Origin of the sequence: Mesorhizobium waimense (assembly GCF_003601975.1) — a bacterium.
GTDB lineage: Bacteria > Pseudomonadota > Alphaproteobacteria > Rhizobiales > Rhizobiaceae > Mesorhizobium > Mesorhizobium waimense.
The window spans coordinates 294,775-317,287 of sequence record NZ_QZWZ01000003.1 but is presented as its reverse complement, the minus strand read 5'-3'; the positions used below and the strand labels follow the sequence as shown (position 1 = coordinate 317,287).

The window sequence follows — 22,513 nt, the reverse complement described above, 5'->3', positions numbered from 1 at the left end:
CTAAACAATCAGCGGAAAGACCAATGACCGACATCACATTCAAGATCGGAACGTTTTCCACCGGCGGCAGACGACCCTTCGCAGGCCTCGTTATCGGCGACCTTGTTGTCGACGTCGCTGAGGCCCTCGCTTCCGCCCGCCGGCATACAGGCTGGGAGCCGCCTGCAACACCAGACCTCGGTAGCATGGACGCGATCCTTGGCGACTGGGAGCGCCATTTCGAGATACTGCAGACACTGGCGGGCAAGATCGCCGCCGAAGGTCGTGGTGGCTTTCAGGACGCGGCCCACGCGTGGGCAGACCTGCGCGTTCTGCCGCCCGTGCCGCACCCTTCGAAGATCCTCAACTCGGCGGCCAACTACAGCGGGCATGTCAAGGAGATGCGCAGCTACACGACGACCAACAATCTCGATCCGGCCAAGGCCTTCAGCGGCAAGAAAGATGGTGCGGAACCCTATCTGTTTCTTAAGGCGCCTAGCGCGCTCTGCGGGGCTTTCGACGACATCGTGCTGCCCAGCGAAGACGACCAGATCGACTGGGAGGCCGAACTCGCTGTTGTAATCGGGACGACTGGCAAAGGCATTCGAGCAGACCGAGCCATGAACCATGTCGCCGGGTTCATGGTTTTCAACGACGTCTCCTGCCGCAATCGCCTGTTCCGGAAGGACCGTGAGAATTTCCGGACGGACTGGCTGTCTTCCAAGTCCTTCGACACATTCGCGCCGACCGGCCCCTACCTCGTGCCGAAGGCGTTCCTGCCCGATCACAGCGCGCTTCGGATCACGCTCAAGGTCAACGGCGAGTTGAAGCAAGACGGGCTCGCCGGAGAGATGATCTTTGGGACGGAGGAGCAGATCGAGTTCGCATCGGCCAGGATGACTCTTCACCCCGGCGACATTTTCGCAACCGGCACGATCGGCGGTGTCGGCCAGGGCAGTTCAACATACCTGAAGGTTGGAGACGTGATCGAGACGGAGATCGACGGGCTTGGGTGCCAGCGCAATCCAGTTGTCGGGCCACGGTCCTGAACGATCCAATGCACTCGGCGATCCTGCAGCAGGCGGGACTGCCCTTTGGGAGGGAAAATCAATGACACATGTGGCACCGAAGCTGGACATTGAGCTCTATGACGAAACGTTGCTAATCGACCCCTTCGAGGCCTTTCGCCGGATCCGGGACGCTGGGCCAGCAGTGCACCTGACGCGCTATGGGGACGTCTACGCGATCGGCCGTTATCAGGACGTACGCGCCGCCCTCGCCAATCCCACCGTCTTCTCGTCGGCTCGCGGCGTTTCGCTGAACCCCGGGACCAACGAACGCCTGGCCGGTACGACACTCGGCAGCGACGATCCGGGTCACGCGCGCCTGCGCAGCATCGTTTCGCGACCGCTGGCTCCCGACAGGCTAGCCGAACTCCGGTCGTCGATGGCGGCCTCGGCAGAGGCATTGGTCGTTCGGCTCGTCGAGCAGGGAACGTTCGACGCGGTGGCCGACATGGCGACCCACCTGCCTCTGACCGTGGTGGCCGAACTTGTCGGCATGCCGGTGGAAGGCAGAGACCGCATGCTCGACTGGGCTGCTGCCGCCTTCAACTCGATGGGTCCGGCCGATTCAAGACTGACGATCGACGCGCTGCCGATTGCCGCGGAGATGGCCCACTACGCCTTCGACCCGGCGCTAGCGGCCAAGGTGGCGCCCGGAAGCTGGGCGGACCAGCTTTTCGCGGCGGAAGCCAGGGGCGAGATCACCCGTGCCGAATGCGGGTCCCTCCTGACGGACTATATGGCTCCGGCGCTGGATACGACGATCTTTGCCGGATCGAGTGCGATCTGGCTTTTCGCCAACCATCCCGACCAGTGGGCCTGGCTGCGGCAGAACCCGGAAAAACTGCCTCAGGCGCTGAACGAGATCCTGCGTCTGGAAGGGCCGGTTCAGCAGTTCTCCCGATATGTCACCCGTGAAGTGGATGTCGGGGGTGTCACGATCCCGGAGGGCGCACGTGCCTTGATGATGTTCGCTTCCGCCAATCGCGACGAACGCAAATGGGAGACCCCGGAGAAGTTCGACCTGCAGCGTCGCGCTGGCGATCACCTCGCCTTCGGCCATGCCGTCCATACCTGCATGGGGATGAACCTTGCCAAGCTGGAGGTCACGGCGCTGCTTACCGCGCTGCTGCCGCGGGTCGAGCGGTTCGAACTCGCCGGCGAGCCCCGCCGCGTTCCAAACAACAGCCTGCGCGGCTTCGCCCACCTTCCGGTGCGTGTCCAGTGACGGACGGCCGGGTAGGACAGATCAAAAGGAACAGCCATGGGCACGATGATCCTGAAGGTGCTCAGCCTTCGTGACGAGGCCGACGGAATTCGCGCCTTCGAACTGGCAGATCCGGCCGGCGGAGAGCTGCCGGCCTTTACGGCCGGCGACCACATCGACGTGCACACCGGCACGGGGCTCGTACGCCAGTACTCGCTCTGCAACGGCCCGCTCGACCGCAGGGCATACGTCATCGCCGTCAAGCGGGAGCCCATGTCGCGCGGCGGATCGCACTGGATGCACGATCATCTGCGCCAGGGTGACCTCGTGACAATCGGTGGCCCGCGCAACAGCTTCCCCTTGGAGGGCGATGCCGAGTCGGCGCTTCTGATCGGTGCCGGCATCGGACTGACGCCCGTCCTGAGCATGGCACGCACACTTGCCCACACCGGACGAACCTACACGCTTCACTGCTTCAGTCGATCCGCCGCGCACACACCGTTTCGAGAGGAACTCAGCGCCGCGGACAAGGGTGGCCAGATCTTTCTCCACGAGGGCCTGGAGATCGACCGGCAAAAATCGCTGCTCCGCGACATCCTCGCGGAGCCGGGCAAGCGCGCCCTTTACATGTGCGGACCGATGCCTTTCATGGAACAGGTCGAACAGATTGCAGCCTTGGCCGGCTGGCCTACCGGTTCCATCCGGAGCGAAAACTTCGGGGCAGCTGAGACGGCAAAATGCGGCGATCGACATATCGAAGTGGTCCTCGCTTCATCCGGCCGAACGATTATCGTTCCCGCCGACAGCAGTATTGCACGGACCCTGATAGAGGCAGGCGTAAACATCGAGGTGTCCTGCGAGCAAGGACTCTGCGGGAGCTGCCTGACCAGGGTACTCGAAGGCACACCGGAACATCGCGACACTTTCCTTACCGAGGCTGAGAAGGCGGACGGCACCTTGATCCTCCCTTGCGTCTCGCGTGCCCGAACAGAGAGCCTGGTCCTCGACCGCTAGGCATGGCGCTGAGTGTCCGTCGTCAGCGTTTTGAGACAAGTGGCGGAAGAAGTCGCCGAGGATGGTGGAAGGGTAGAACTAGCCCCGACGCGGGCGTCTTGTCCTTGAACTCATCGGCCGGCCTTGATTGCTCGACGATTCGGATGATCTCAAGCGTCGCCGACGCAGGGTATCCCATTCTTCACCGCCCCCATCCGCGATCATCAGGCGAGGAGCATCGGCAATTGCCTGCCGCTCGCGCCACGGGGCCTCGTAGGTCGGCCTCCGATAGTATCGGCCACGATGTCGAGGTCGCGCCTCTCGGCCGGCGAACCGCCTCGATAGTGCGTTGGATGTCCATGAGCGGGGGTAGGGAAGTCATGAGAGACACGCCGGCGCGCTCGTAATGCTGCTGCAATGGTACTCCTGCAGGTTCCGTCGGATGGTTTCGTCCAGGTGCCTTCAGAGACTTTCGGAATATTTCTGGGTTCCGCGATGAAATTGGATCGTAAGCAGGAGATATCAGTGAAAACGACAAGCAAAAATACCATCGTAGCAGGCATCATTATTGCATTTCTCAGCACGCCTGCGCTTGCATTCGACCATCAATATTATCGCGAGCGCGCTCGCGCCGATGCAGAAAAGCAAGTATCGCAGGATATTGCCAGAGCAAAAGGCGATCTTACACAAGCTCGAGATCGTGCGAGGAATGACGCTTCGCGGGCCAGAGATCGTGCAAGAAGCGATGCTTCGCAGGCTGGTGATCGTGCGAGGAATGAAGCTTCGCAGGCCAGAGATCGTGCAAGAAGCGATGCTTCGCAGGCTGGAGGTCGAGCAAGGAGTGGTGTTTCAGGCGGCAACGGTCACAGCAGCACTGGATCGCGAGGGGGATCTCGTCGATAGGAACTTATCGAGAGGGCCGATGGATATAGTTCACGGTCGATCGATGTAGTCGTTCCAGCTGCGATGGTTTTTAAGAGCAGTGACGTGCGCATGTTCCGTGGCCTATACGGCAGCTCCAAGTTCACCGAAATTTTTCGGTGAACTTGGAGTTTGTATACGATGAACCGATTGGGCTGCTTGCAATCACTACGCGCAATCCTTTCAAGATTCCATATTGGCTGAAGACTGGCGTGATGGCTGTGCGCTCGTGCGACAAAATTGACGGGCACCGTTCGCCGCCATGCAATGACCATACCTTGTCGCCTCAGCATGCAAGTCGATTTGCTTGCCTTTCGCCGCCACCCAAGAACTTTGTAATGCTGCTGCAATTCTTCACTCACACCGCAAGCGGCGGCGATGGGCACCAACGTTAATGCCGGCAAGCTGAAAATCGCTTTCTGAGCCTGTAGAAAAGTAGCCGACACCCAAGTGAACCTCATCCGCCGCGCTTTAAGAAGCCGGATTTCGCGAGCGGCGCGGTCACGTGCCCCATGGTCGCCCTCATGTCTTTGGATTCAGCCTCAACCTTGCCCGAGCAATGGACGCCTTCTTGTCGTGCCATTTCGCGCTAAAGGATAGGCAGCGACCATTGCGACAGCATTACCGGCAGACCGGCGTGGCTTCGGCAATGCTGCTGCAATTGTTCTCGTTGAGAACGAGAACATGAAAGGGCAGAGACCATGAGAATCTTGCTGATAGAAGACGAAAAAGAGATGGCTGAGGCGCTTTCAGCAGCGCTGAGCAAACAGGGTATCGTCATCGACCACATCATGTTCCTGGATGACGCGCTCGAGCTGGTACGTCAGCACACATACGATGCAATCCTGCTCGATCGTCGCTTGCCCGACGGTGAGGGACTGAAATTCATTCCAAGGCTGAGAAGAGCAGGCGTAGACACGCCGATCATCGTTCTAACAGCACGCAATGAGCCGATGGAACGGATTGAAGGTCTCGATATCGGGGCTGATGACTATCTGGGAAAACCCTTTTTGGTTGAGGAATTGATGGCTCGGGTCCGCGCTGTTCTGCGACGACCCGCAAATCTGGCGGAACCGCAGATCACGGTGGGCCAAATGATCATCGATCCACTGCATTTGAGCGTAAACATCGCTTCGAATCCGATCGATGTGCCCAGGAGAGAACTCTCGATCCTCGTGGCCCTAGCAAAGCGGCAAGGCAAAACCGTTCTTCGCTCTATCCTGGAAGCGGCTGTCTACAACTACGAAGAAGAAATCCAGTCGAATGCGATCGATGCGCATATTTCACGATTGCGGAAGCGACTGCAGGATGCCAGCGCTGGTGTATTGATTCATAACATCAGAGGCGTCGGCTATCTTCTGAGGGAAGAATGATGAACAAAAAAAGAGCGTCACTCAGATGGCGTCTTACTCGGCAATTTAGTTTCATCTTCGCAGCTGTCGTCGCCACGGTTATCATTGGTCTTTGCATCTATGGTGCGATGACCTTATCTCCGAACGTCGCAATGGCTAGAACTATTGGCCCGATAATGGCGGAGGCAGTCGCCCAGGATGCTCATGGCCGGCTTGAGATAACAGAGACGCCGAGGCTCATGGCCCTGAAACAGAAGAACCCGAACCTTTGGTATGTGGTCGCGACCACCGACGGCACGTACCGAACCTACGGTGGCGTGCCTGTATCCTATGTCCAGCTTGTGCCGCTCGTGCATCTTTTCCGAGAGGCGGACATTCGCGGGTCTGCTGATACGGCCGAGATTGCATCAATCTACACCGCTCAGACCACGGCCGGTGAGGTGAGGATCCTATTTGGCGGGGGTTCAGGCGAGTACTGGCCCTTCCTCACCATTCTCCTGGCCACCAATCCGATCTACGTGCCGCTGCTCGCTCTTGCGCTGCCCGCGATCTTCTTTGCCGTTCCCCGAATTGTTCGGAGTGCTCTTGCCGGGGTGAGCGAGGTCGCCCGCAAGGCGTCCGAGATTGAACCGCGCCGACATGGGGCACGTCTTCCCACCGAAGGAATCCCGAGCGAGGTCGCTCCGCTGGTGGTAGCGTTCAACGGGGTGCTCGATCGGCTCGAGCACGAATTCCAGAAACGCCAGCGATTCCTGATCGACGCAGCGCATGAACTCAGAACGCCCATCGCCATCATGCAGACCCGAATTGAGGGCATGTCTGGCGGGCAGGACCGCAGGCGGCTGTTGGACGACGTCGCGCGTCTGGGTGAGACAGCCGAACAACTTCTCGATTTCGAGCGCAACGACCAGGCCTCTGACCTCCATGAGACGGTAGACCTGGTCGACATTGCAAGAACCGTGGTGGCCGACTTGGCACCGCTCGCGATCGCCGAAGGCTACGAGATATCGTTTGAGAGCGAGGTGGACAAGTTCGAGCGGCTGGGCAGTCCTTCAGCTTTGCCGAGAGCGGTCAGCAATCTGGTGCGAAATGCAATCGATCATGGCGAAAATGCTGGCATGATCTCGGTCTCGGTCTCGGAGAGCGGGCAGGTCGTCGTTGCGGATCAGGGGCACGGGATACCTCATGATCAACAAGAACTCGTGTTCGAGCCGTTCTACCGTGTGACGCCCCGAAGCAAGGGTGCGGGCCTCGGTTTGAGTCTGGTCAAGCAGATCGTCACAAATCACCGCGGTCAGGTCACAATCGAGAGCAACTCGACCGGGACCAGAGTTACAATCCAGATCTAACCGACACTTGGTGGCCTCGGAAAACGCTCGTGAGAGCCGTTACGAGACGAGCAAATTGGCCTGTCGTCGCGATGTCTCTATTGTTCTGAATTGAGCTCCACCTTCGGTGGCACCGCGGGCATGACGAGGCTCTCGGCCGCTGCGTCGCAAATGCCTCCTCCGGAGGCGCTGACGAATGCTCCCGGGGGCCAACCCCTCGGGAGCGAGCTGCTCACATATCTGTCGGCTGAGGTCCGTCATATCCTTCAACAACGACGATATCGGCCGTTGATACATTCTCGCGCAAAGCTATTGCCGCGATATACTCGGGCGAATTCCAGCAATCGAGGGCGGTTTGGTAGTTGCTAAACTCTATAACTACGGTGCGAGCCCTGGGTTTTCCTTCAACCTTATTCGCTTGACCGCCGCGAATCAAAAACCGTGCACCATACTTATTAAACGCCAAAGCGTTTTCACGGACGTACGCTTTGTATGCTTCGGGGTCGTCGACGTCGACGAGACCGACCCAGTATCCTTTTGCCATTTCTTTCTCCTCTGAATACACGGTTGACTACGACTGCACTCTACGTGGGATAGACAAAAGACCGCATCACGGCACAAGCACGAGGCAGCCGGTGCTGCGCCGGCTCTCCAGGTGTTGATGTGCGTCTGAGGCGTCTTGCAGTGCGAACTGCTGGATCGGTGGGGCTTTCACGCTGCCGTTCTGCAGAGTTGCGAAGAATTCATCTGCCATCGCGATGCGTTTAGCTCGGGTCGATGCGTAGTGAGGCATCATCGGCCGGGTCGCAAACAAGGAGCCGCGTTTCGCCAGTTCGAGCATACTGAAACTATCGACGGGACCAGAAGCGTTTCCGTAGCTGACAAACATGCCGCGCGGCCGCAGGCAATCCAGCGAGCCCATCGCAGTCACCTTACCGACTCCATCGAAGACGACGTCGCAGAGCTCGCCTTTTGTCAGTTCCTTTACCCGCTCGGCAAAATTCTCGCGGGAGTAGACAATGACCTCGTGGCAACCATTTTCCCGTGCAGTTGAGGCTTTTTCATCCGAGCCCACCGTGCCGATAACAGTAGCGCCAAGATGTGCGCCCCACTGGGACAGAATTGTTCCGACGCCGCCGGCAGCGGCGTGAACCAGCATGATGGTGCCCGGTCGAACGTTGAAGGTCTGGCGGAGCAGCATCTGCGCCGTAAGCCCCTTCATGGTCAAAGCCGCGGCCATTTCCTCGCTGACCCCATCCGGGATCTTGAACGCCAGTTCAGCGTCGACAAGACGCTCGGAGGAATAGCCACCGCCAGCCATTGTGGAATAGGCAACACGATCGCCAACCACGAAATCGGTAACGCCCGATCCGATCGCGGTGATCTTGCCGGTTCCTTCTTGTCCCAAGACAAAGGGCAACTGGACTGGATAAAGTCCGGAGCGAAAATATGTGTCGATAAAGTTCACGCCACAGTGCGACTGGCGAATACGGACTTCATTGGCCTTTGGGGCGCCGACGTCCTGCTCCTCATACTTCAGAACCTCTGGGCCACCATGTCTGTGGATGCTGACAACTTGGGCCATCTCTTTTGCTCCGTTCTCTGCTCAAAGGGGTGTAGATGCGCGGCCGCCAGGGTCTCGCCGGGAATAGGTGTGCCTATGCAAAACCGGGACACGATGTTTGAGCTTCGACTTGCGCAGGTCATGCCGACATTGCTTCGGTGGCTCTGCCTTGAGAGTCAGTTTGGACAGACGGCTCCTGAAAGTTTTTCAAAAGCTTGGGCCATTCGTTCGCAAACGCTTCAAGACTTTGCTCTTTGATCGGTCCGAATCCGCGTATCTTTCCCACGGACTCCGCCAGCTTCACCGCCGGTTCATGGTTTGCGGTCCGCAGGCCGGCCGCGATGACGTCGATCATGTCCTCGTAGCGGGTAATCAGTCCGCGCTCATGCTTTCGTTCAAGCGTGTATCCGAAGATATCCAATGGCGTTCCACGAAGAGGCTTGCCCATCGCCAACAATCTGAACAATGAAAGCGCCCATTTCCCGAAGGCCATCTTTCTGGGCCGCCCGGTGCTGTGGTCCATGCGGGCGAGGATCGGCGGCGAGAGATGGAACTTCAGCGATGGATTGCCGTCAAAGGACTGCTCCAACTCGCGACGGAATTCCGGGGCCGAATAGAGACGCGCCACCTCGTACTCATCCTTGTAGGCGAGGACGTTCGCGTAGTTGACGGCTACCGCCTTCGTGAGGCTGTCTGAGCCCGAGACGGCTTGCTCAGCTTTGCGTATCCGCTCGACCCTTTCCTGATATCGGGCCGCAAGCTTCGCGTTCTGATAGCTTGTCAGATGTCGTACGCGGTGCCCCACGATCTCATCCAGGCCCATGTCGCTCAAGGGCTTGCGTCGATCCTGGTTGATCGTCTGCTCTACGCGCTCAGGGTATGCGGCGGCGAAACGTCCCCATTCGAACGCGGCCAGGTTGAAGTCAACCGATACGCCGTTCAGCGTGATCGCATTGCGCAACGACCCCTCGGTAATCGGTATGAGCCCCTTTTGCCAGGCATACCCAACCATCATCATGTTGACCGCGATCGCATTGCCGAGGGTCTTCAGGGCAAGGCGCTGGAAATCGAGAAAGGCGGGTGATCGGAGCCGCTCGATGAGGCGCTTCTTCATCGACGACTGTCGAAAATCGAAATCGCGATTCCCGATGAAGCCGGCAACCGGCGTGATATGCGAGTTCACCACACCGCTCGACCGGTCTGCGTCGAAGAGATCGACGGAGGTCGATGAGACCGCGACAACGAGATCGGGTGCAATCAGCAGATCCGCCTCGCCGGTCGCGACGCGAGGCGAACGAACAGCCTCGACATCCGACGAAATCCGCACGTGGTTCGTGACCGCCCCGCCCTTTTGCGCCAGCCCTGCCATATCCAGAACCATTGAGGCGGAGCCGTCGATGTGAGCGGCCATGCCTAGAATGTGACCTACCGTGAGAACGCCGGTGCCACCCACACCAGTCACCACGATGTTGTAGGGCTCGCGCGCAACCGCCTTGAGCGTAGGGTCCGGCAAGATCGCGTCAGGACGCTTGACCTCGGTCTGCTTCTTCGGACGTGCCCCCGCAACGGTAACGAAGGACGGGCAGAATCCCTTGAGGCAGGAAAGATCGACATTGCAGACCGACTGGTTGATCTCGCGCTTGCGGCCCATTTCAGTTTCGAGTGGTTCGATCGCAACGCAATTGCTTTGCACTGAACAATCGCCGCATCCCTCGCATACCGCGGAGTTGATGAAGGCGAGTTCCTTGGGCTTGGGCAGCTTGCCGCGCGCGCGCTTGCGACGCACTTCCGTTGCGCAACCCTGATCGTAGATGATTACGCTGCAACCCTCGACTTCGCGCAGGTGCTTCATCACCTCGTCGAGTTTGTCGCGATGTTTGACGACTGTGCCGGGCGCGAGGGTATTTCGGTCAAAGGCTTCCGGCGCATTCGACACGAGATAGATGTGCTTCACGCCTTCCGCCGCCACTTGGTGCGATAGCGTCGGCACGTTCAGGGTGCCGTCGAAAGACTGTCCACCCGTCATTGCAACGGCGTCGTTGAAGAGGATCTTGTAGGTAATGTTTGCGTTCGCGGATACGGCCTGGCGAATTGCCAAGATGCCACTGTGGAAATAGGTGCCATCCCCAAGATTGACGAAGATGTGTCTTTCGTCGGTGAACGGTGACGTACCGACCCACGTCACGCCTTCCGAACCCATATGGGTGAAGGTCTCGGTCTTGCGGTCCATCCACTGGACCATGAAGTGGCAACCAATACCCGCCAGGGCACGGCTTCCTTCCGGAACCTTGGTCGAGGTGTTGTGAGGACAGCCGGCACAAAAGTAGGGAGTTCGCGTAACGGGCGTCTCGTATTGAGCGAGATTCTTCCGGCGGCCCGCAAGCATCTCCGCCCTGTTGCGGATCCGCCCGATGACGTCTTCCGGCAGGTCCATCCTTTCCAAACGTCCCGCGATCGTCCTGGCGATGAGTTCGACCGACAGGTCGCCGTATCGCGGCAGCAGCAGCTGGCCGTCCTCATCGGTCTTGCCCACGATCCGTGGCCAGGAATCACGCCGCTGGTTAAAGAGCTGCTGCTTGATCTGGTGTTCGATAATCTCGCGCCGCTCTTCAACCACAAGGACTTCATCCAACCCTGCCGTGAACCTTTGCATGGGGACGGGATCGATAGGCCACGCCATGCCGATCTTCAGGACGGATATGCCGATCTCTTGAGCGAGCTTGCGGTCAATGCCGAGGAGCGATAGTGCGTCCAGAGCCTCTTCATGGGCCTTCCCAGACGCGACGATCCCGAACCGGCTGCGCGGCGAAGCCAGGGTCACACGGTCGACGCCATTGGCCCGCCCATACGCGATCGCTGCATCCATCTTGTAGAGGTGCAGTCGCTGGTCCTGGCTGAAGCGATCGTCCGGCCAGCGAAGGTTCAGGCCGTCGTGCGGCATGTCAAAATCCGAGGGCAGCACCAGCTGGCGCCGCTCTGCGGATAGATCGACGACCGCGTTCGCTTCGACTGTGTCGGCGATCACCTTCATGCTGACCCACGCGCCCGAGTACCGCGACATGGCAATACCCAGGAGACCCATGCTGACGATCTCATGGGGGCCGGAAGGAACCAGCACCGGCATCATGGCCGCAATGAATGCCTGGTCGCTTTGATGCGGAAGAGGCGAGGACTTTCCGCCGTGGTCATCGCCGGCCAGGCAAAGAATGCCGCCATGTTTGGCAGTCCCGGCCGCATTGCCGTGTTTGAATGCGTCGGCGCAGCGATCCACCCCAGGACCCTTCCCGTACCAGATGCCGAACACGCCATCCTTTCTTGCGCCAGGTGATAAATGCAGTTGTTGCGTGCCCCAAACGGCGGTCGCACCAAGTTCCTCGTTAACCGCCGGGCGTACGACGATCTCGTAGGGGTCAAGGAATTTTTTGGCCTTCATCAGCGCGGAGTCATAAGATCCGAGCGGTGACCCGCGATATCCCGAAATAAAGCCCGTGGTATTCAGCCCCTTCGCGCGGTCGTTCTGAACCTGGATGATCGGCAAACGAACCAGAGCCTGAATGCCGCCCAGAAAGATGCGCCCCTCTGTGCGGGTATAGACATCATCCAGCGACCGTTCGATCTTCTGTTTCACGACGTTCTCGCCTGACGTTGAAGTCTGCGCCATGGGTCCTCCATTTAGCTGGTTTGGCACTTTGACGCTGGTCTGAGATTTTCAACGCCACGACGTGACGGAGCACGAGGCATTCATTCTTCTTCGTTTGATCGACGAGTTTAGAAAAGCCGGTCGAGCCAGCTGTGCTGATCGGGTGCGCGGCCGAACTGGATGTCGGTCAGCGCCGCCTTGAGGCGGCCAGCGATCAGACCGGCATTGCCATCGCCGATGGTGAAGCTATGTTGGCGTCCCTTCACCTTGCCGATCGGGGCCACTACCGCCGCCGTGCCACAGGCAAAGGCCTCGCGCAGGCGACCGCTCTCCGCATCTTTTTGCCACTGATCCATCCCGTAAGGTTCCTCCCGGACGGTCAGCCCCATGTCCCGTCCGAGCGTGATAAGGGAATCGCGCGTAATGCCCGGAAGGATAGTGCCAGTGAGCGGTGGCGTCTGAAGCGAGCCGTCATCGAAGACGAAGAAGATGTTCATGCCACCCAGCTCTTCCACCCAACGGCGCTCGACGGCATCAAGGAAGACCACCTGGTCGCAGCCCTCCCGCAGGCCCTCAGCCTGTGCCGCCAGGCTTGCGGCGTAGTTGCCGCCGCACTTTGCGGCGCCCGTGCCGCCAGGCGCGGCCCGCGTGAAATTTTCTGAAGCCCACAGCGTCAAAGCCGATGCGCCGCCTTTGAAGTAGGAGGCGACGGGTGAGGCAATGGCGCAGAAGATAAATTCGGATGAAGGTTTCATTCCGAGCGCCACCTCCGATCCGATCATGAAGGGGCGAAGATAAAGCGATGCACCTTCGCTCGATGGGATCCAGTCGCGATCGAATCTCACAAGTGCCCTGCAGGATTCGACAAAGAGATCTTCAGGCATTTGCGCCATTCCGAGGCGCTCAGCGGAGTTACGGAATCGACGTGCATTGGCATCTGGTCGAAAAAGCGTGGCGCCACCGTCGGGGAGCCGATAGGCCTTCATCCCCTCGAAGATTTCCAGAGCGTAGTGGAAGACCAGGGTCGCCGGATCGAGGGCGAGTGGCCGCCTCGGCTCAATTTTCCAGCCGTGCCAACCCGTGTTTTCGGAATACCGGATGGTCACCATATGATCGGTGAACACCTTCCCAAACCCGGGGTTTTGAAGCAGCGCCTCTCTTTCAGTCGCAGGGACGGCATTTGGATTTTTTTCTACATCAAACGTCAACGCACCATTGCTGCCCACGACGGATCCCTTCCTGCTGCACGCATCGCCTTTGATGATATTGCTACGTCAGTTCGCTTGGCATTTGGCGGCGAATATGCTCGATTGAGAACACAATTTGGCATCGCCACCGCAGAAATTCGAAAATTGCGCAATTCTATGCTGCTCTCAAATAGGAGACTTTCGCATTGAGCAAGCTGGACGACATAGACCGTCGGATTCTCAGGGCCTTGCAAAAGGACGGACGTGTCCAGAACACCGAGCTGGCGGAGCAGGTCGGGCTATCGCCGTCGCCCTGTCTGCGCCGGGTGAAACTGCTTGAGGAGGCCGGCGTCATCGAACGCTACGTTGCCCTGGTCGATGCGAGCAAGATCGGTATGGGCCTCACAGTATTCGCGCGAATATGGCTGACCGGGCAGGACGTGGAGACGGTTGACCACTTCACCGAACAAGTGAAGCGCCTTCCACAAATCGTCGAGTGCCATCTGATGGCCGGCGATTGCGATTTCCTGCTCCGCATCGTTGCCGCGGATCTCGACGACTATCGCCGGTTCCAGATCAATCACCTGACTAGAATAAAGGGCGTCCAGAACGTAAAGACGGATATTCCGATGCAGAGGATAAAGTTGACGTCGGAGCTGCCTGTATGAACTCCAAGTTGCCATCGTTTGCTTTTCGGTCGGCAGAGGGCGGCATGGCGGCGCCGGTCGCCCTTGACAGCGTGGATCGCGGTATCCTCAAGGTTCTTCAGCTTGAAAGCCGTATCGCTTACAGCGATCTGGCAAAGCAGGTCGGATTGTCGACCTCGCCATGCCATCGGCGAGTTCAACTCCTCGAGAATGCCGGGGTGATCGAACGCTATGCGGCGCTGCTAGACCCTGAAAAAGTAGATCTTGGCCTGACCGTGTTCGTCCGTGTCTGGCTAGAAAATCAGTCCGCCGCAATGGTCGACCGCTTTGCCAACGATATTCAGGGCTTTCCGCAAGTCGTAGAATGCCATCTGATGGCCGGGGACGCCGATTTTCTCGTCCGGGTCGTTGTCGCTGACTTGAAGGCTTATCGTAAGTTCCAAACAGAGGATTTGGCCCGGATGGCGGGCGTCCTGCGGGTGAAGGCTGACATCCCTCTGCAGGAGATCAAACGCACCTGGGAACTGCCTGTTTGACGGGACCGGGGGTCATTCTTGCCCCCAATGCCGCTGAACCGCCTTGCCGCTCCGACGGTCCGCCGCGTTTTCGACTTCCCGACAAACCCCGCGATCGCTCTATTTAGGATCGTGGGAGATGTTCCGCGCGGAAAGAAACATGCGATAAGCCGGGTTGTCAGTCTCATCCCAATAGGGATAGCCGAGCGAGTCGAGGGCGCTCACGAAGCGGGATCGCGCGTCGGGGCTTACTTCCACTCCAGCAAGGATACGACCGTAGTCCGCCCCATGGTTACGATAGTGGAACAGCGATATGTTCCACTCAGGAGCGAGACTCTCCAGAAACCGCAACAACGCACCGGGACGTTCGGGAAACTCGAAACGGTAGATGAGCTCGTTCTCCAGATGTGGTGCGCGACCCCCAACCATATAGCGCACATGCGCCTTGGCCAATTCGTTGTCGCTCAGATCCAGGATCGGATAGCCCTCTCCCTCGAGATAATCGATCACTTCCTTCTTCTCGGCCTCTCCGCCTGAAAGCGCGATGCCGACGAAAAGCTGCGCGGGCATTGAGCCATCCGCGAATCGATAGTTGAACTCCGTGACAGCCCTCGAACCAAGAATGCGGATGAAGCGACGATAGCTGCCGGGCTTCTCTGGAACGGTCACCGCGAGGAGCGCTTCGCGATGCTCTCCGACCTCGGCCCGATCGGCGATAGTGCGTAGCCGGTCGAAGTTCAGATTTGCCCCGCTGTTGACCGCGATCAGACTGCCGACGCGCGTTGTCTGCCGCTCCGCATAGACCTTCAGTCCGGCCAGAGCCAACGCTCCAGAGGGTTCCGCGATCGATCGCGTATCATCATAGATGTCCTTGATGGACGCACACATGGCATCGACGTCGACTGTAATGATCTCGTCGAGCAAGTCCCGGCATAGACGAAAAGTCTCCAAGCCCACTTTTCGCACCGCAACGCCATCTGCAAAAAGCCCCACCTGGTCGAGCGCCACGACCTCCCCGTGGGCGATCGCGGCTGCCATTGAGGCAGCGTCGGAAGGCTCTACTCCGATGATTTTGATGGACGGACGGAGAAACTTGACGAACGCCGCCACGCCGGCAGCAAGGCCGCCACCGCCGATGGGAACGAATACCGCTTCGATCGGATCGGGATGTTGCCGCAGAATCTCCAGGCCGATCGTTCCCTGACCGGCAATAACATCTGGATCATCGAAAGGATGAACGAAGGTCAGATGGTGCTCGTTTTCGAGCTCGCGAGCTCTGGACTGCGCGTCATCGAACGTATCACCATCAAGGATGACGTTGCCGCCAAGCCGTTTTACAGCACCGATCTTGATGGCAGGCGTTGTTCGCGGCATCACGATGGTTGCCTGAATACCAAGCTTTTGTGCCGCCAACGCGACCCCTTGAGCGTGATTGCCCGCGGAAGCGCAAATGACGCCTCGCGCACGAGAGGCCGGTTCGAGACTGACGATTTTGTTGTAGGCGCCGCGCAGCTTGAAGGAAAATACAGACTGCAAATCCTCACGCTTCAGGAAAACAGGCCTGCCGATTCGGTTCGAAAGGCTAGACATGGGGTCAAGAGGCGACTCGATCGCGACATCGTAGACCCGCGCGGTAAGGATACGTTGAGCGTAGTCACTTAGCGATAGCAAACTGGCGGTCATGGTCTCTCGTTTCTTCCTGGTCCCATTGCATCCGACTTACCTGCTTGTTGGAACGACCTTCTTCGCCGGGCACCAAGCGTCGGGGGGCTATACCACTATTCGAAAGATTGGCACTGGAAACTACAAAGTTCCATGTTCACGCATTTCGACGCCAAAAATCGTCGAATGTCAGCGAAGTTCGCAGCCGCGTTTCACGACCTTCGCAATAAGATCGTGGCAATGGGAGCGAGGCCGTCTTTTTCGGCGTAGTGAAACAGATCAGCGTCCGGAGTCGATTGCCGCCCAGGCGAGCTTCCCGCTCTTTCTGAGACGGCAAATGCGGCTCATTTCCCGAGAAGTTAAAAGCTTTCCGCCAAGGGCGGGCCTTCGCGCACGAGAGAATTATGGCCAAAGACTATCGATCGACCGTTTTCCTTCCCACCACAGAATTTCCAATGAAGGCGGGGTTGCCTGCCAGGGAGCCTGAAATACTGCGCCGCTGGGAGGAGATCGGTCTCTACGAAAAGCTGCGAGCGGACTCCAAGGGCCGCGAACAGTTCATACTCCACGATGGACCGCCTTATGCAAACGGCCAAATCCACATCGGGCATGCGCTGAACAAAATTCTCAAAGATGTCAGCAACCGCTCAAAGCAGATGATGGGTTATGATGCCAACTTCGTCCCCGGCTGGGACTGCCATGGCCTTCCGATTGAGTGGAAGATCGAGGAAAGGTATCGGGCCGCGGGAAAGAGCAAGGACGACCTGCCGGTCGCAGAATTTCGCAACGAATGCAGGCAGTTTGCGCAGCACTGGATCGACGTCCAGCGTGAGGAGTTCAAACGCCTGGGGGTGATTGGAGATTGGGCCAATCCCTATCTGACCATGGCGTTTGCGGCCGAGGCGCAGATTGCCGGCGAGCTTCACAAATTCCTGATGAATGGTGGGCTGTACAAGGGATCAAAGCCGGTGCTCTGGTCGACCGTCGAACGAACGGCGTTAGCCGAAGCGGAGGTCGAGTATCAAGAACACACATCCCACGCGCTGTTCGTGAAATTTCCAGTTGTCAAACCCTCGGTGCCGTTACTCGACGGCGCGACGATCCTGATCTGGACGACCACGGCCTGGACCCTTCCCGCCAATCGCGCGCTCGCGCTGTCCCAGCGCGAGGAATATTGCCGCCTGCGTGTGGAAGCCATTGGCGAGAACAGCCTGGCAAGGGTCGGCGAGGAGATCGTCGTTGCCTCTGTCTTGGCTGAAAGCGTCGCGCGATCGTGCGGCATTGAAGCATTCTCGACGCTCGGCACGGTCAAGGGCGCGGATGTTCTCGGGACGATCTGCGCTCATCCGTTGCGCGGTAAAGGCTACGACTACGACGTGCCGGTGCTCCATGCTGATTTTGTCGACATGGAGACGGGATCCGGATTCGTCCATACGGCGCCGGGGCATGGGGCTGATGACTATATCCTGCTGACCGCGCATGGCTTTGACGTCCCGCAGACGATTGACGAGGATGGCCGCTACTTCAGCCACATACCGATCTTCGGTGGCGACAATCCCGCGCGGATCTTCGATGATAACGGGAAAGAAGCAGACGCCAATCTTCGCGTCATCGAGGTGATGACGGAGGCGGGGGCTTTGCTCGGCCGTAGCCGGCTGCGTCACCAATACCCCCACTCATGGCGCTCGAAGGCCCCGCTGATCTTCCGCAACACGCCACAATGGTTCATTTCGATGGCAAGCAACGCGCTGCGTGAGAAAGCGCTCGCTGCCATCGATGCAACTTCTTTCTATCCGCCGCGCGGCCGCAATCGCTTGCGTGCCATGATCGAGCAAAGGCCGGACTGGGTCGTCAGCCGGCAGAGAGCATGGGGTGTTCCCATCGCCATTTTCGAGCATCGCGAAACCGGCGAATTGCTCCGCGACGATTCTGTCAACCAACGCATCCTCACGGCTTTCAGAGAGAAGGGCGCTGATGCCTGGTTTACAGCAGCGCCCGACGATTTTCTCGGAGACGCGTACAACAAGGCCGATTGGACGATGGTCACCGACATCCTCGATGTCTGGTTCGACTCCGGTTCGAGCCACGCCTTTGTGCTCGAACAGCGGCCTGACCTGAAATGGCCCGCTTCGCTCTATCTGGAAGGCTCGGATCAGCACCGAGGCTGGTTCCACTCCTCGCTGCTGGAGAGCGCTGGCACGCGGGGAACAGCACCCTACGAGGCCGTGCTGACACACGGGTTCACCCTCGACGAGAAGGGCCGCAAGATGTCCAAATCGCTGGGGAATACCATCGAGCCGCAGGAGGTCATCAAGCAAACGGGAGCCGACATCCTTCGCCTCTGGGTGGTTTCCTCCGATTACTCGGAAGATTTGACCGTCGGGAAGACCGTTATCCAGTCCCAATCGGATGCCTACCGGCGCCTGCGCAACACACTACGATACCTCCTGGGAAATCTCGCCGGCTTCACGGAGGCAGAGAAACTTCCCTATGACCAGATGCCCGAACTCGAACGCTGGATCTTGCACCGGCTGGCCGAGCTTGGACGTATCGTAACGGAGAGTTGCGAGAGATATGACTTTCACCGCCTCTACGTGGCGCTTCACAATTTCTGCGCCATCGAGCTTTCCAGCTTCTATTTCGACATTCGCAAGGACGCACTCTATTGCGATGCGCCAGAAAGCTTGCGCCGGCGGGCTACCCGCACGGTTCTGGACCACCTGTTCGGATGCCTCGTCAAATGGCTGGCGCCAGTTATCTGCTTTACGGCCGAAGAGGCCTGGCTGACCCGCTTTCCGAGCAGCGACGGATCAGTTCATAGGCAGCAGTTCCCCGCTATCCCAGAAGAGTGGCTTGATCTGGAACTTGCTGCGAAATGGGAAAAGATTAGGCGAATCCGTCGAGCCGTGACCGCTGGGCTGGAGCGCGAACGGGTCGAGAAGCGCATCGGTTCGAGCCTTCAGGCCCATCCGACGGTCCATGCCGCCGCTGACGACCTCGCAGTCTTGGAGACGATCGATTTCGCGGAAATCTGCATTACCTCGGCGGTAACGCTACAGCCCGGCGATAGTCCCAGCGATGCGTTTCGAATTGAAGATGTTCCGAATGTTGCTGTCACCACGCGACTGGCGGACGGATCGAAATGCGAGCGTTGCTGGAAGATTGCACCCGAAGTCGGACAACTCGCCGGAAGCGAGGAACTTTGCCAACGCTGCGCAGGCGCTATCGTTTGCGTTGCAGCCTGAGGAGGTCGAGGTGAGTAAGCCCACTAGCCACAACAGAATAAGCGCTCCAGAAATCCGGGCACGCAAAGGCACGGACCCGATCGTTGCGCTCACCGCCTACAGTGCGCTAACCGCGCGCTTGGTGGATGCACATGCAGACATCATCCTCGTGGGTGACAGTCTCGCCATGGTGGAACACGGCATGAGCTCGACACTCGGCGCCACACTCGACCTGATGATCCTTCACGGCAAGAGCGTGATGCGAGCCTCGACCCGTGCGCTCGTGGTCGTTGACCTGCCGTTCGGTTCCTATGAGGCCGGCCCGAAAGAGGCTTTCGAAAGCGCAGCGCGTGTCCTTCAGGAGACTGGCTGTTCGGCCGTCAAGATCGAAGGCGGCGCCAGGATGGCGGAAACCATCGATTTTCTGACGGGGCGAGGCATTCCCGTCATGGCCCATGTCGGGCTCACGCCCCAGGCGGTCATGACGCTGGGAGGTTTCAAGATTCAGGGGCGGAACGAAAGTGACTGGCCACGGATAGAAGCCGATGCGGCTGCCGTAGCCGACGCCGGCGCCTTCGCCGTTGTCCTGGAGGGCACGCTGGAGCCGCTCGCGGAGCGGATCACCAACGTGCTGTCCGTTCCCACAATCGGGATTGGTGCTTCTTCGAAATGCGACGGCCAGGTCCTGGTGCTGGAAGACATGCTGGGGTTTTCGGAGCGTGTCCCGCGCTTTGTGCGTCGTTTCGGTGACTTAGGCCAGGCCGCCGACGAGGCGATCAGATCCTACGCCGCTGCGGTGAAGGACCGCAGCTTTCCGGGCGAGGCGGAGGTCTATCGGTCAAAAGTCAAGAACGCGGCGGGCTGAAGTTCTCAGCCCCCGTTTCTTTTCGGCAAGCCGGATTTGGGGAGTTCGACCGTCGCGAGGTCCTTTTGCAGCGCATTGAGGTAGTGGACGAGGGCGACGCGGTCGTCGAATGAGAAGTGGCAGGTGGCCTGGTCATAGAATTGATAAATGCGCTCAAGCGTTTCTTTCCAGTACGTCCGTCCACGCGGCGTCAACTGAACGACACGGGAACGCTTGTCGCCATCGCCGGTCACCCGCTGCACGAGGCCGTCGCGCTCAAGGCGCTTGAGTACCCCATCCAGGTTCTGCCGCGTGACCACAAGATAGTCGCCAAGGTTGCCCAGCGGGATACCGGACGAAAAACGTTCCTGTGAAAGCGCACCGAGCACTGCCCATTGCACGGTGGTGATGCCCAATTGCTGGACAGCCTGCCTTTGCAACTCGTTGCCAAGCTGGAAAAGACGGAAGAACATTCGGTTGTTGAGCTGATCGGTGCCGGCATTGCGCGCCGGCGGCGGCAGTTCGGTGGAGAGATCATGGCTGGCATCGTCATTACCGCGTGACGAATGGCGATGATGGGAAGATGTGCGACGCAGCCCAGCCATTTCGCTATTCGAACCCCCGTCAATATCTCGCCGATGAAGGGCGGCTGCAGTTTCGATTTCCTTATCGGCCTTCATCTATCACCAATTACACTCCGCCATTTCAAATTTGTACCAAATACCCGACCCGCCTGCGCGCTTGGCGACAAAACGCGAAGCCTGCAATGTTCCGCACGGATAGGCAGAACCTTGCATAAAAGCGCACAAACCGACGTTTGTTACCGGAATTTGGGAGGGCGCTTCTCGAGAAAAGCCTTCACGCCCTCTTTCGATTCCTCGGTCTGATAAAACAGGCTGAGCGCCTGCATGCCGATGCCGGAAATCCCTCGGATCGATTCGGAGTCGAGATTGAAGGACTTCTTCGCGATCGCGATCGCGGTCGGGCTGAGGGCAGCGATTTCCGCGCACCAGCGATCGACTTCGCTATCGAGATCTTCCGGTGAAACGACCGTGTTGATCAGACCCATCTGCAAAGCTTGCTCGGCCGAGTAACGTCGGCAGAGCATCCAGATTTCACGCGCCTTCTTTTCACCGACCACACGGGCAAGCAAGGCAGTTCCAAAACCGGGATCGACGGAGCCAACCTTCGGGCCGACCTGACCGAAGACCGCAGTCGACGAGGCGATTGCCAGGTCGCAGCATGTCACCAGCACATTGCCGCCGCCGATGGCGAAACCGTTGACACGGGCGATGACCGGCTTCGGCACATCGCGGATGAGGCTCTGTAGTTCCTCGACTGGAAGACCAATCGTGCCGCGTCCGTCATAGGCGCCGTCATGCGCCGACTGGTCTCCGCCGGTACAGAACGCCTTCGGGCCGGCGCCTGTCAAAACGATCGCGGCGATGGCCTTGTCCCATCCCGCCTTGTTGATGGCGTGGATGAGCTCTTCGCAGGTCTGCCCGCGGAACGCGTTGTATTTTTCCGGCCGGTTGATGGTGATCCAGGCGGCGGCCTCGCGAACTTCGTATGTGATGTCTTGGTAGTCCATCTCTTGATCCTTATCCGTGCATCGTCAGGCCGCCGGAGACGCTGATAACCTGGCCAGTGATGAAATCGGCGTCATTGCTGGCAAAGAAGGCGATCATGCCGGGCAGGTCGTCTGGCTGTCCCAAGCGTTTCAGCGGGATCGCCTTTTGAAGCTTATCGTAGATCTTCTGGCCGTACTCGCCTTCGCCGACGAAGGAGCGCAGCAGGGCAGTGTCGGTCGGGCCGGGGCAGACGACGTTGACCCGGACATTGTCGCGCGCGCATTCCCGCGCCAGGGTCTTGGAGAACGCGATCAGCCCGCCCTTGCACGCCGAATAGACGGATTCGCCTGAGGAGCCGACTCGACCAGCATCCGACGCGATGTTGATGACCTTGCCCCCGCCACCAGAGACAAGGTGAGGCAGGACGGCCTTGTGCAGGTTGAGAGGCCCATGCAGGTTGATCGCGATGATCTTTTCCCAAAGGTCCGGGTCGGTATCCAGAAACGGCTTGGCGATATCCCAACCCGCGTTATTGACGAGGATGTCTATTTTTCCGAAATGCGCCACGGCACGGGCGACTGCTGCCGCGACGTCGTCGAAGCGGGTGATGTCGAAGGCCAGCGGGAGTACGTCGCCGCCGCGGCCGCGAAGCCGGTCGGCGAGCTCGGTCAACCCTTTCTCATCGATGTCGGCGGCGACGAGCCTAACGCCCTCGTCCACGAACCGCTCGCAGATCGCTCGACCGATGCCGCCCGCGGCGCCGGTGACAATGGCGACGCGCTCATTGAGTCCTCGCATAGACTTCTCCATTTCCG

At 59.1% G+C, this 22,513-nt stretch carries 19 protein-coding genes; 11 read left to right on the top strand and 8 right to left on the bottom strand.

Annotated features, from left to right (window positions below; all coding sequences use genetic code 11):
* Positions 1–23 precede the first annotated feature (23 nt).
* The 6 genes from D3227_RS06620 (at position 24) to D3227_RS06595 (ending at position 6,865) form a co-directional block, all read left to right on the top strand.
* The gene (locus D3227_RS06620; protein WP_120013303.1) at positions 24–1,028 is read left to right on the top strand and encodes a fumarylacetoacetate hydrolase family protein; all 1,005 of its coding nucleotides are present in this window, start codon (positions 24–26) and stop codon (positions 1,026–1,028) included.
* Positions 1,029–1,089: 61 nt separating this feature from the next.
* Positions 1,090–2,271: a cytochrome P450 gene (locus D3227_RS06615; protein ID WP_120013302.1), complete on the top strand. Its 1,182-nt coding sequence runs from the start codon at positions 1,090–1,092 to the stop codon at positions 2,269–2,271.
* Between the two features lie 36 nt (positions 2,272–2,307).
* Positions 2,308–3,264 (top strand): PDR/VanB family oxidoreductase, encoded by a 957-nt coding sequence (locus tag D3227_RS06610; RefSeq protein ID WP_120013301.1) that lies wholly within the window; start codon positions 2,308–2,310, stop codon positions 3,262–3,264.
* A gap of 571 nt (positions 3,265–3,835) precedes the next feature.
* Positions 3,836–4,195, top strand: a complete 360-nt coding sequence (locus D3227_RS06605) for a hypothetical protein (RefSeq protein ID WP_120013300.1) — start codon at positions 3,836–3,838, stop codon at positions 4,193–4,195.
* A 670-nt stretch (positions 4,196–4,865) separates the two neighbouring features.
* The gene (locus D3227_RS06600; RefSeq protein ID WP_120013299.1) at positions 4,866–5,537 is read left to right on the top strand and encodes a response regulator transcription factor; all 672 of its coding nucleotides are present in this window, start codon (positions 4,866–4,868) and stop codon (positions 5,535–5,537) included.
* A complete protein-coding gene (locus D3227_RS06595) occupies positions 5,534–6,865 on the top strand; it encodes a sensor histidine kinase (RefSeq protein ID WP_208646344.1) in 1,332 nt (443 codons plus the stop codon). Before D3227_RS06600 ends, D3227_RS06595 begins: the two co-directional genes overlap by 4 nt.
* Before the next feature lie 211 nt (positions 6,866–7,076).
* Here the strand turns inward: D3227_RS06595 and D3227_RS06590 are convergent, their stop codons facing one another.
* The 4 genes from D3227_RS06590 to D3227_RS06575 all read right to left on the bottom strand — a co-directional run bounded on the left by D3227_RS06590 (position 7,077) and on the right by D3227_RS06575 (position 13,274).
* A complete protein-coding gene (locus D3227_RS06590; RefSeq protein WP_120013367.1) occupies positions 7,077–7,388 on the bottom strand; it encodes a DUF1330 domain-containing protein in 312 nt (103 codons plus the stop codon).
* A gap of 66 nt (positions 7,389–7,454) precedes the next feature.
* The gene (locus tag D3227_RS06585; RefSeq protein ID WP_120013298.1) at positions 7,455–8,429 is read right to left on the bottom strand and encodes a quinone oxidoreductase family protein; all 975 of its coding nucleotides are present in this window, start codon (positions 8,427–8,429) and stop codon (positions 7,455–7,457) included.
* A gap of 118 nt (positions 8,430–8,547) precedes the next feature.
* Complete coding sequence (locus tag D3227_RS06580; RefSeq protein WP_120013297.1) at positions 8,548–12,069, bottom strand: indolepyruvate ferredoxin oxidoreductase family protein; 3,522 nt, start codon at positions 12,067–12,069, stop codon at positions 8,548–8,550.
* A gap of 107 nt (positions 12,070–12,176) precedes the next feature.
* On the bottom strand, positions 12,177–13,274 hold the full coding sequence (locus D3227_RS06575) for a branched-chain amino acid aminotransferase (protein ID WP_120013296.1): 1,098 nt from the start codon (positions 13,272–13,274) through the stop codon (positions 12,177–12,179).
* Between D3227_RS06575 and D3227_RS41485 the strand changes: the two genes are divergently transcribed.
* From D3227_RS41485 to D3227_RS06565, 3 genes are read left to right on the top strand one after another with little or no spacing between them, the layout of a single operon-like run.
* The gene (locus tag D3227_RS41485; RefSeq protein WP_167480606.1) at positions 13,158–13,445 is read left to right on the top strand and encodes a hypothetical protein; all 288 of its coding nucleotides are present in this window, start codon (positions 13,158–13,160) and stop codon (positions 13,443–13,445) included. The two genes, D3227_RS06575 and D3227_RS41485, sit on opposite strands and share 117 nt — an antisense overlap.
* Entirely contained in the window at positions 13,442–13,903 is a 462-nt protein-coding gene (locus tag D3227_RS06570; RefSeq protein ID WP_120013295.1) for an Lrp/AsnC family transcriptional regulator, read from the top strand. The genes D3227_RS41485 and D3227_RS06570 overlap by 4 nt, the downstream gene beginning before the upstream one ends.
* Positions 13,900–14,418 (top strand): Lrp/AsnC family transcriptional regulator, encoded by a 519-nt coding sequence (locus D3227_RS06565; protein WP_245451671.1) that lies wholly within the window; start codon positions 13,900–13,902, stop codon positions 14,416–14,418. Before D3227_RS06570 ends, D3227_RS06565 begins: the two co-directional genes overlap by 4 nt.
* Before the next feature lie 99 nt (positions 14,419–14,517).
* On the opposite strand, the gene ilvA is transcribed toward D3227_RS06565, so the two are convergent.
* Positions 14,518–16,080 (bottom strand): threonine ammonia-lyase, biosynthetic, encoded by a 1,563-nt coding sequence (gene ilvA / locus D3227_RS06560; protein ID WP_120013293.1) that lies wholly within the window; start codon positions 16,078–16,080, stop codon positions 14,518–14,520.
* Positions 16,081–16,463: 383 nt separating this feature from the next.
* Here ilvA and ileS point away from each other — a divergent pair, with 383 nt between their 5' ends.
* Complete coding sequence (gene ileS / locus D3227_RS06555; protein WP_120013292.1) at positions 16,464–19,304, top strand: isoleucine--tRNA ligase; 2,841 nt, start codon at positions 16,464–16,466, stop codon at positions 19,302–19,304.
* Between the two features lie 10 nt (positions 19,305–19,314).
* Complete coding sequence (gene panB, locus D3227_RS06550) at positions 19,315–20,148, top strand: 3-methyl-2-oxobutanoate hydroxymethyltransferase (protein ID WP_120013366.1); 834 nt, start codon at positions 19,315–19,317, stop codon at positions 20,146–20,148.
* Positions 20,149–20,153: 5 nt separating this feature from the next.
* On the opposite strand, the gene D3227_RS06545 is transcribed toward panB, so the two are convergent.
* From D3227_RS06545 to D3227_RS06535, 3 genes are all read right to left on the bottom strand, one after another.
* Positions 20,154–20,807 (bottom strand): MarR family winged helix-turn-helix transcriptional regulator, encoded by a 654-nt coding sequence (locus tag D3227_RS06545; RefSeq protein WP_245451670.1) that lies wholly within the window; start codon positions 20,805–20,807, stop codon positions 20,154–20,156.
* 140 nt (positions 20,808–20,947) lie between these two features.
* Positions 20,948–21,718 carry an enoyl-CoA hydratase-related protein gene (locus D3227_RS06540; RefSeq protein ID WP_120013291.1) on the bottom strand — a complete coding sequence of 257 codons (771 nt, stop codon included), beginning with the start codon at positions 21,716–21,718 and terminating at the stop codon, positions 20,948–20,950.
* A 10-nt stretch (positions 21,719–21,728) separates the two neighbouring features.
* A complete protein-coding gene (locus tag D3227_RS06535) occupies positions 21,729–22,496 on the bottom strand; it encodes a glucose 1-dehydrogenase (RefSeq protein ID WP_120013364.1) in 768 nt (255 codons plus the stop codon).
* Between the last annotated feature and the right edge of the window lie 17 nt (positions 22,497–22,513).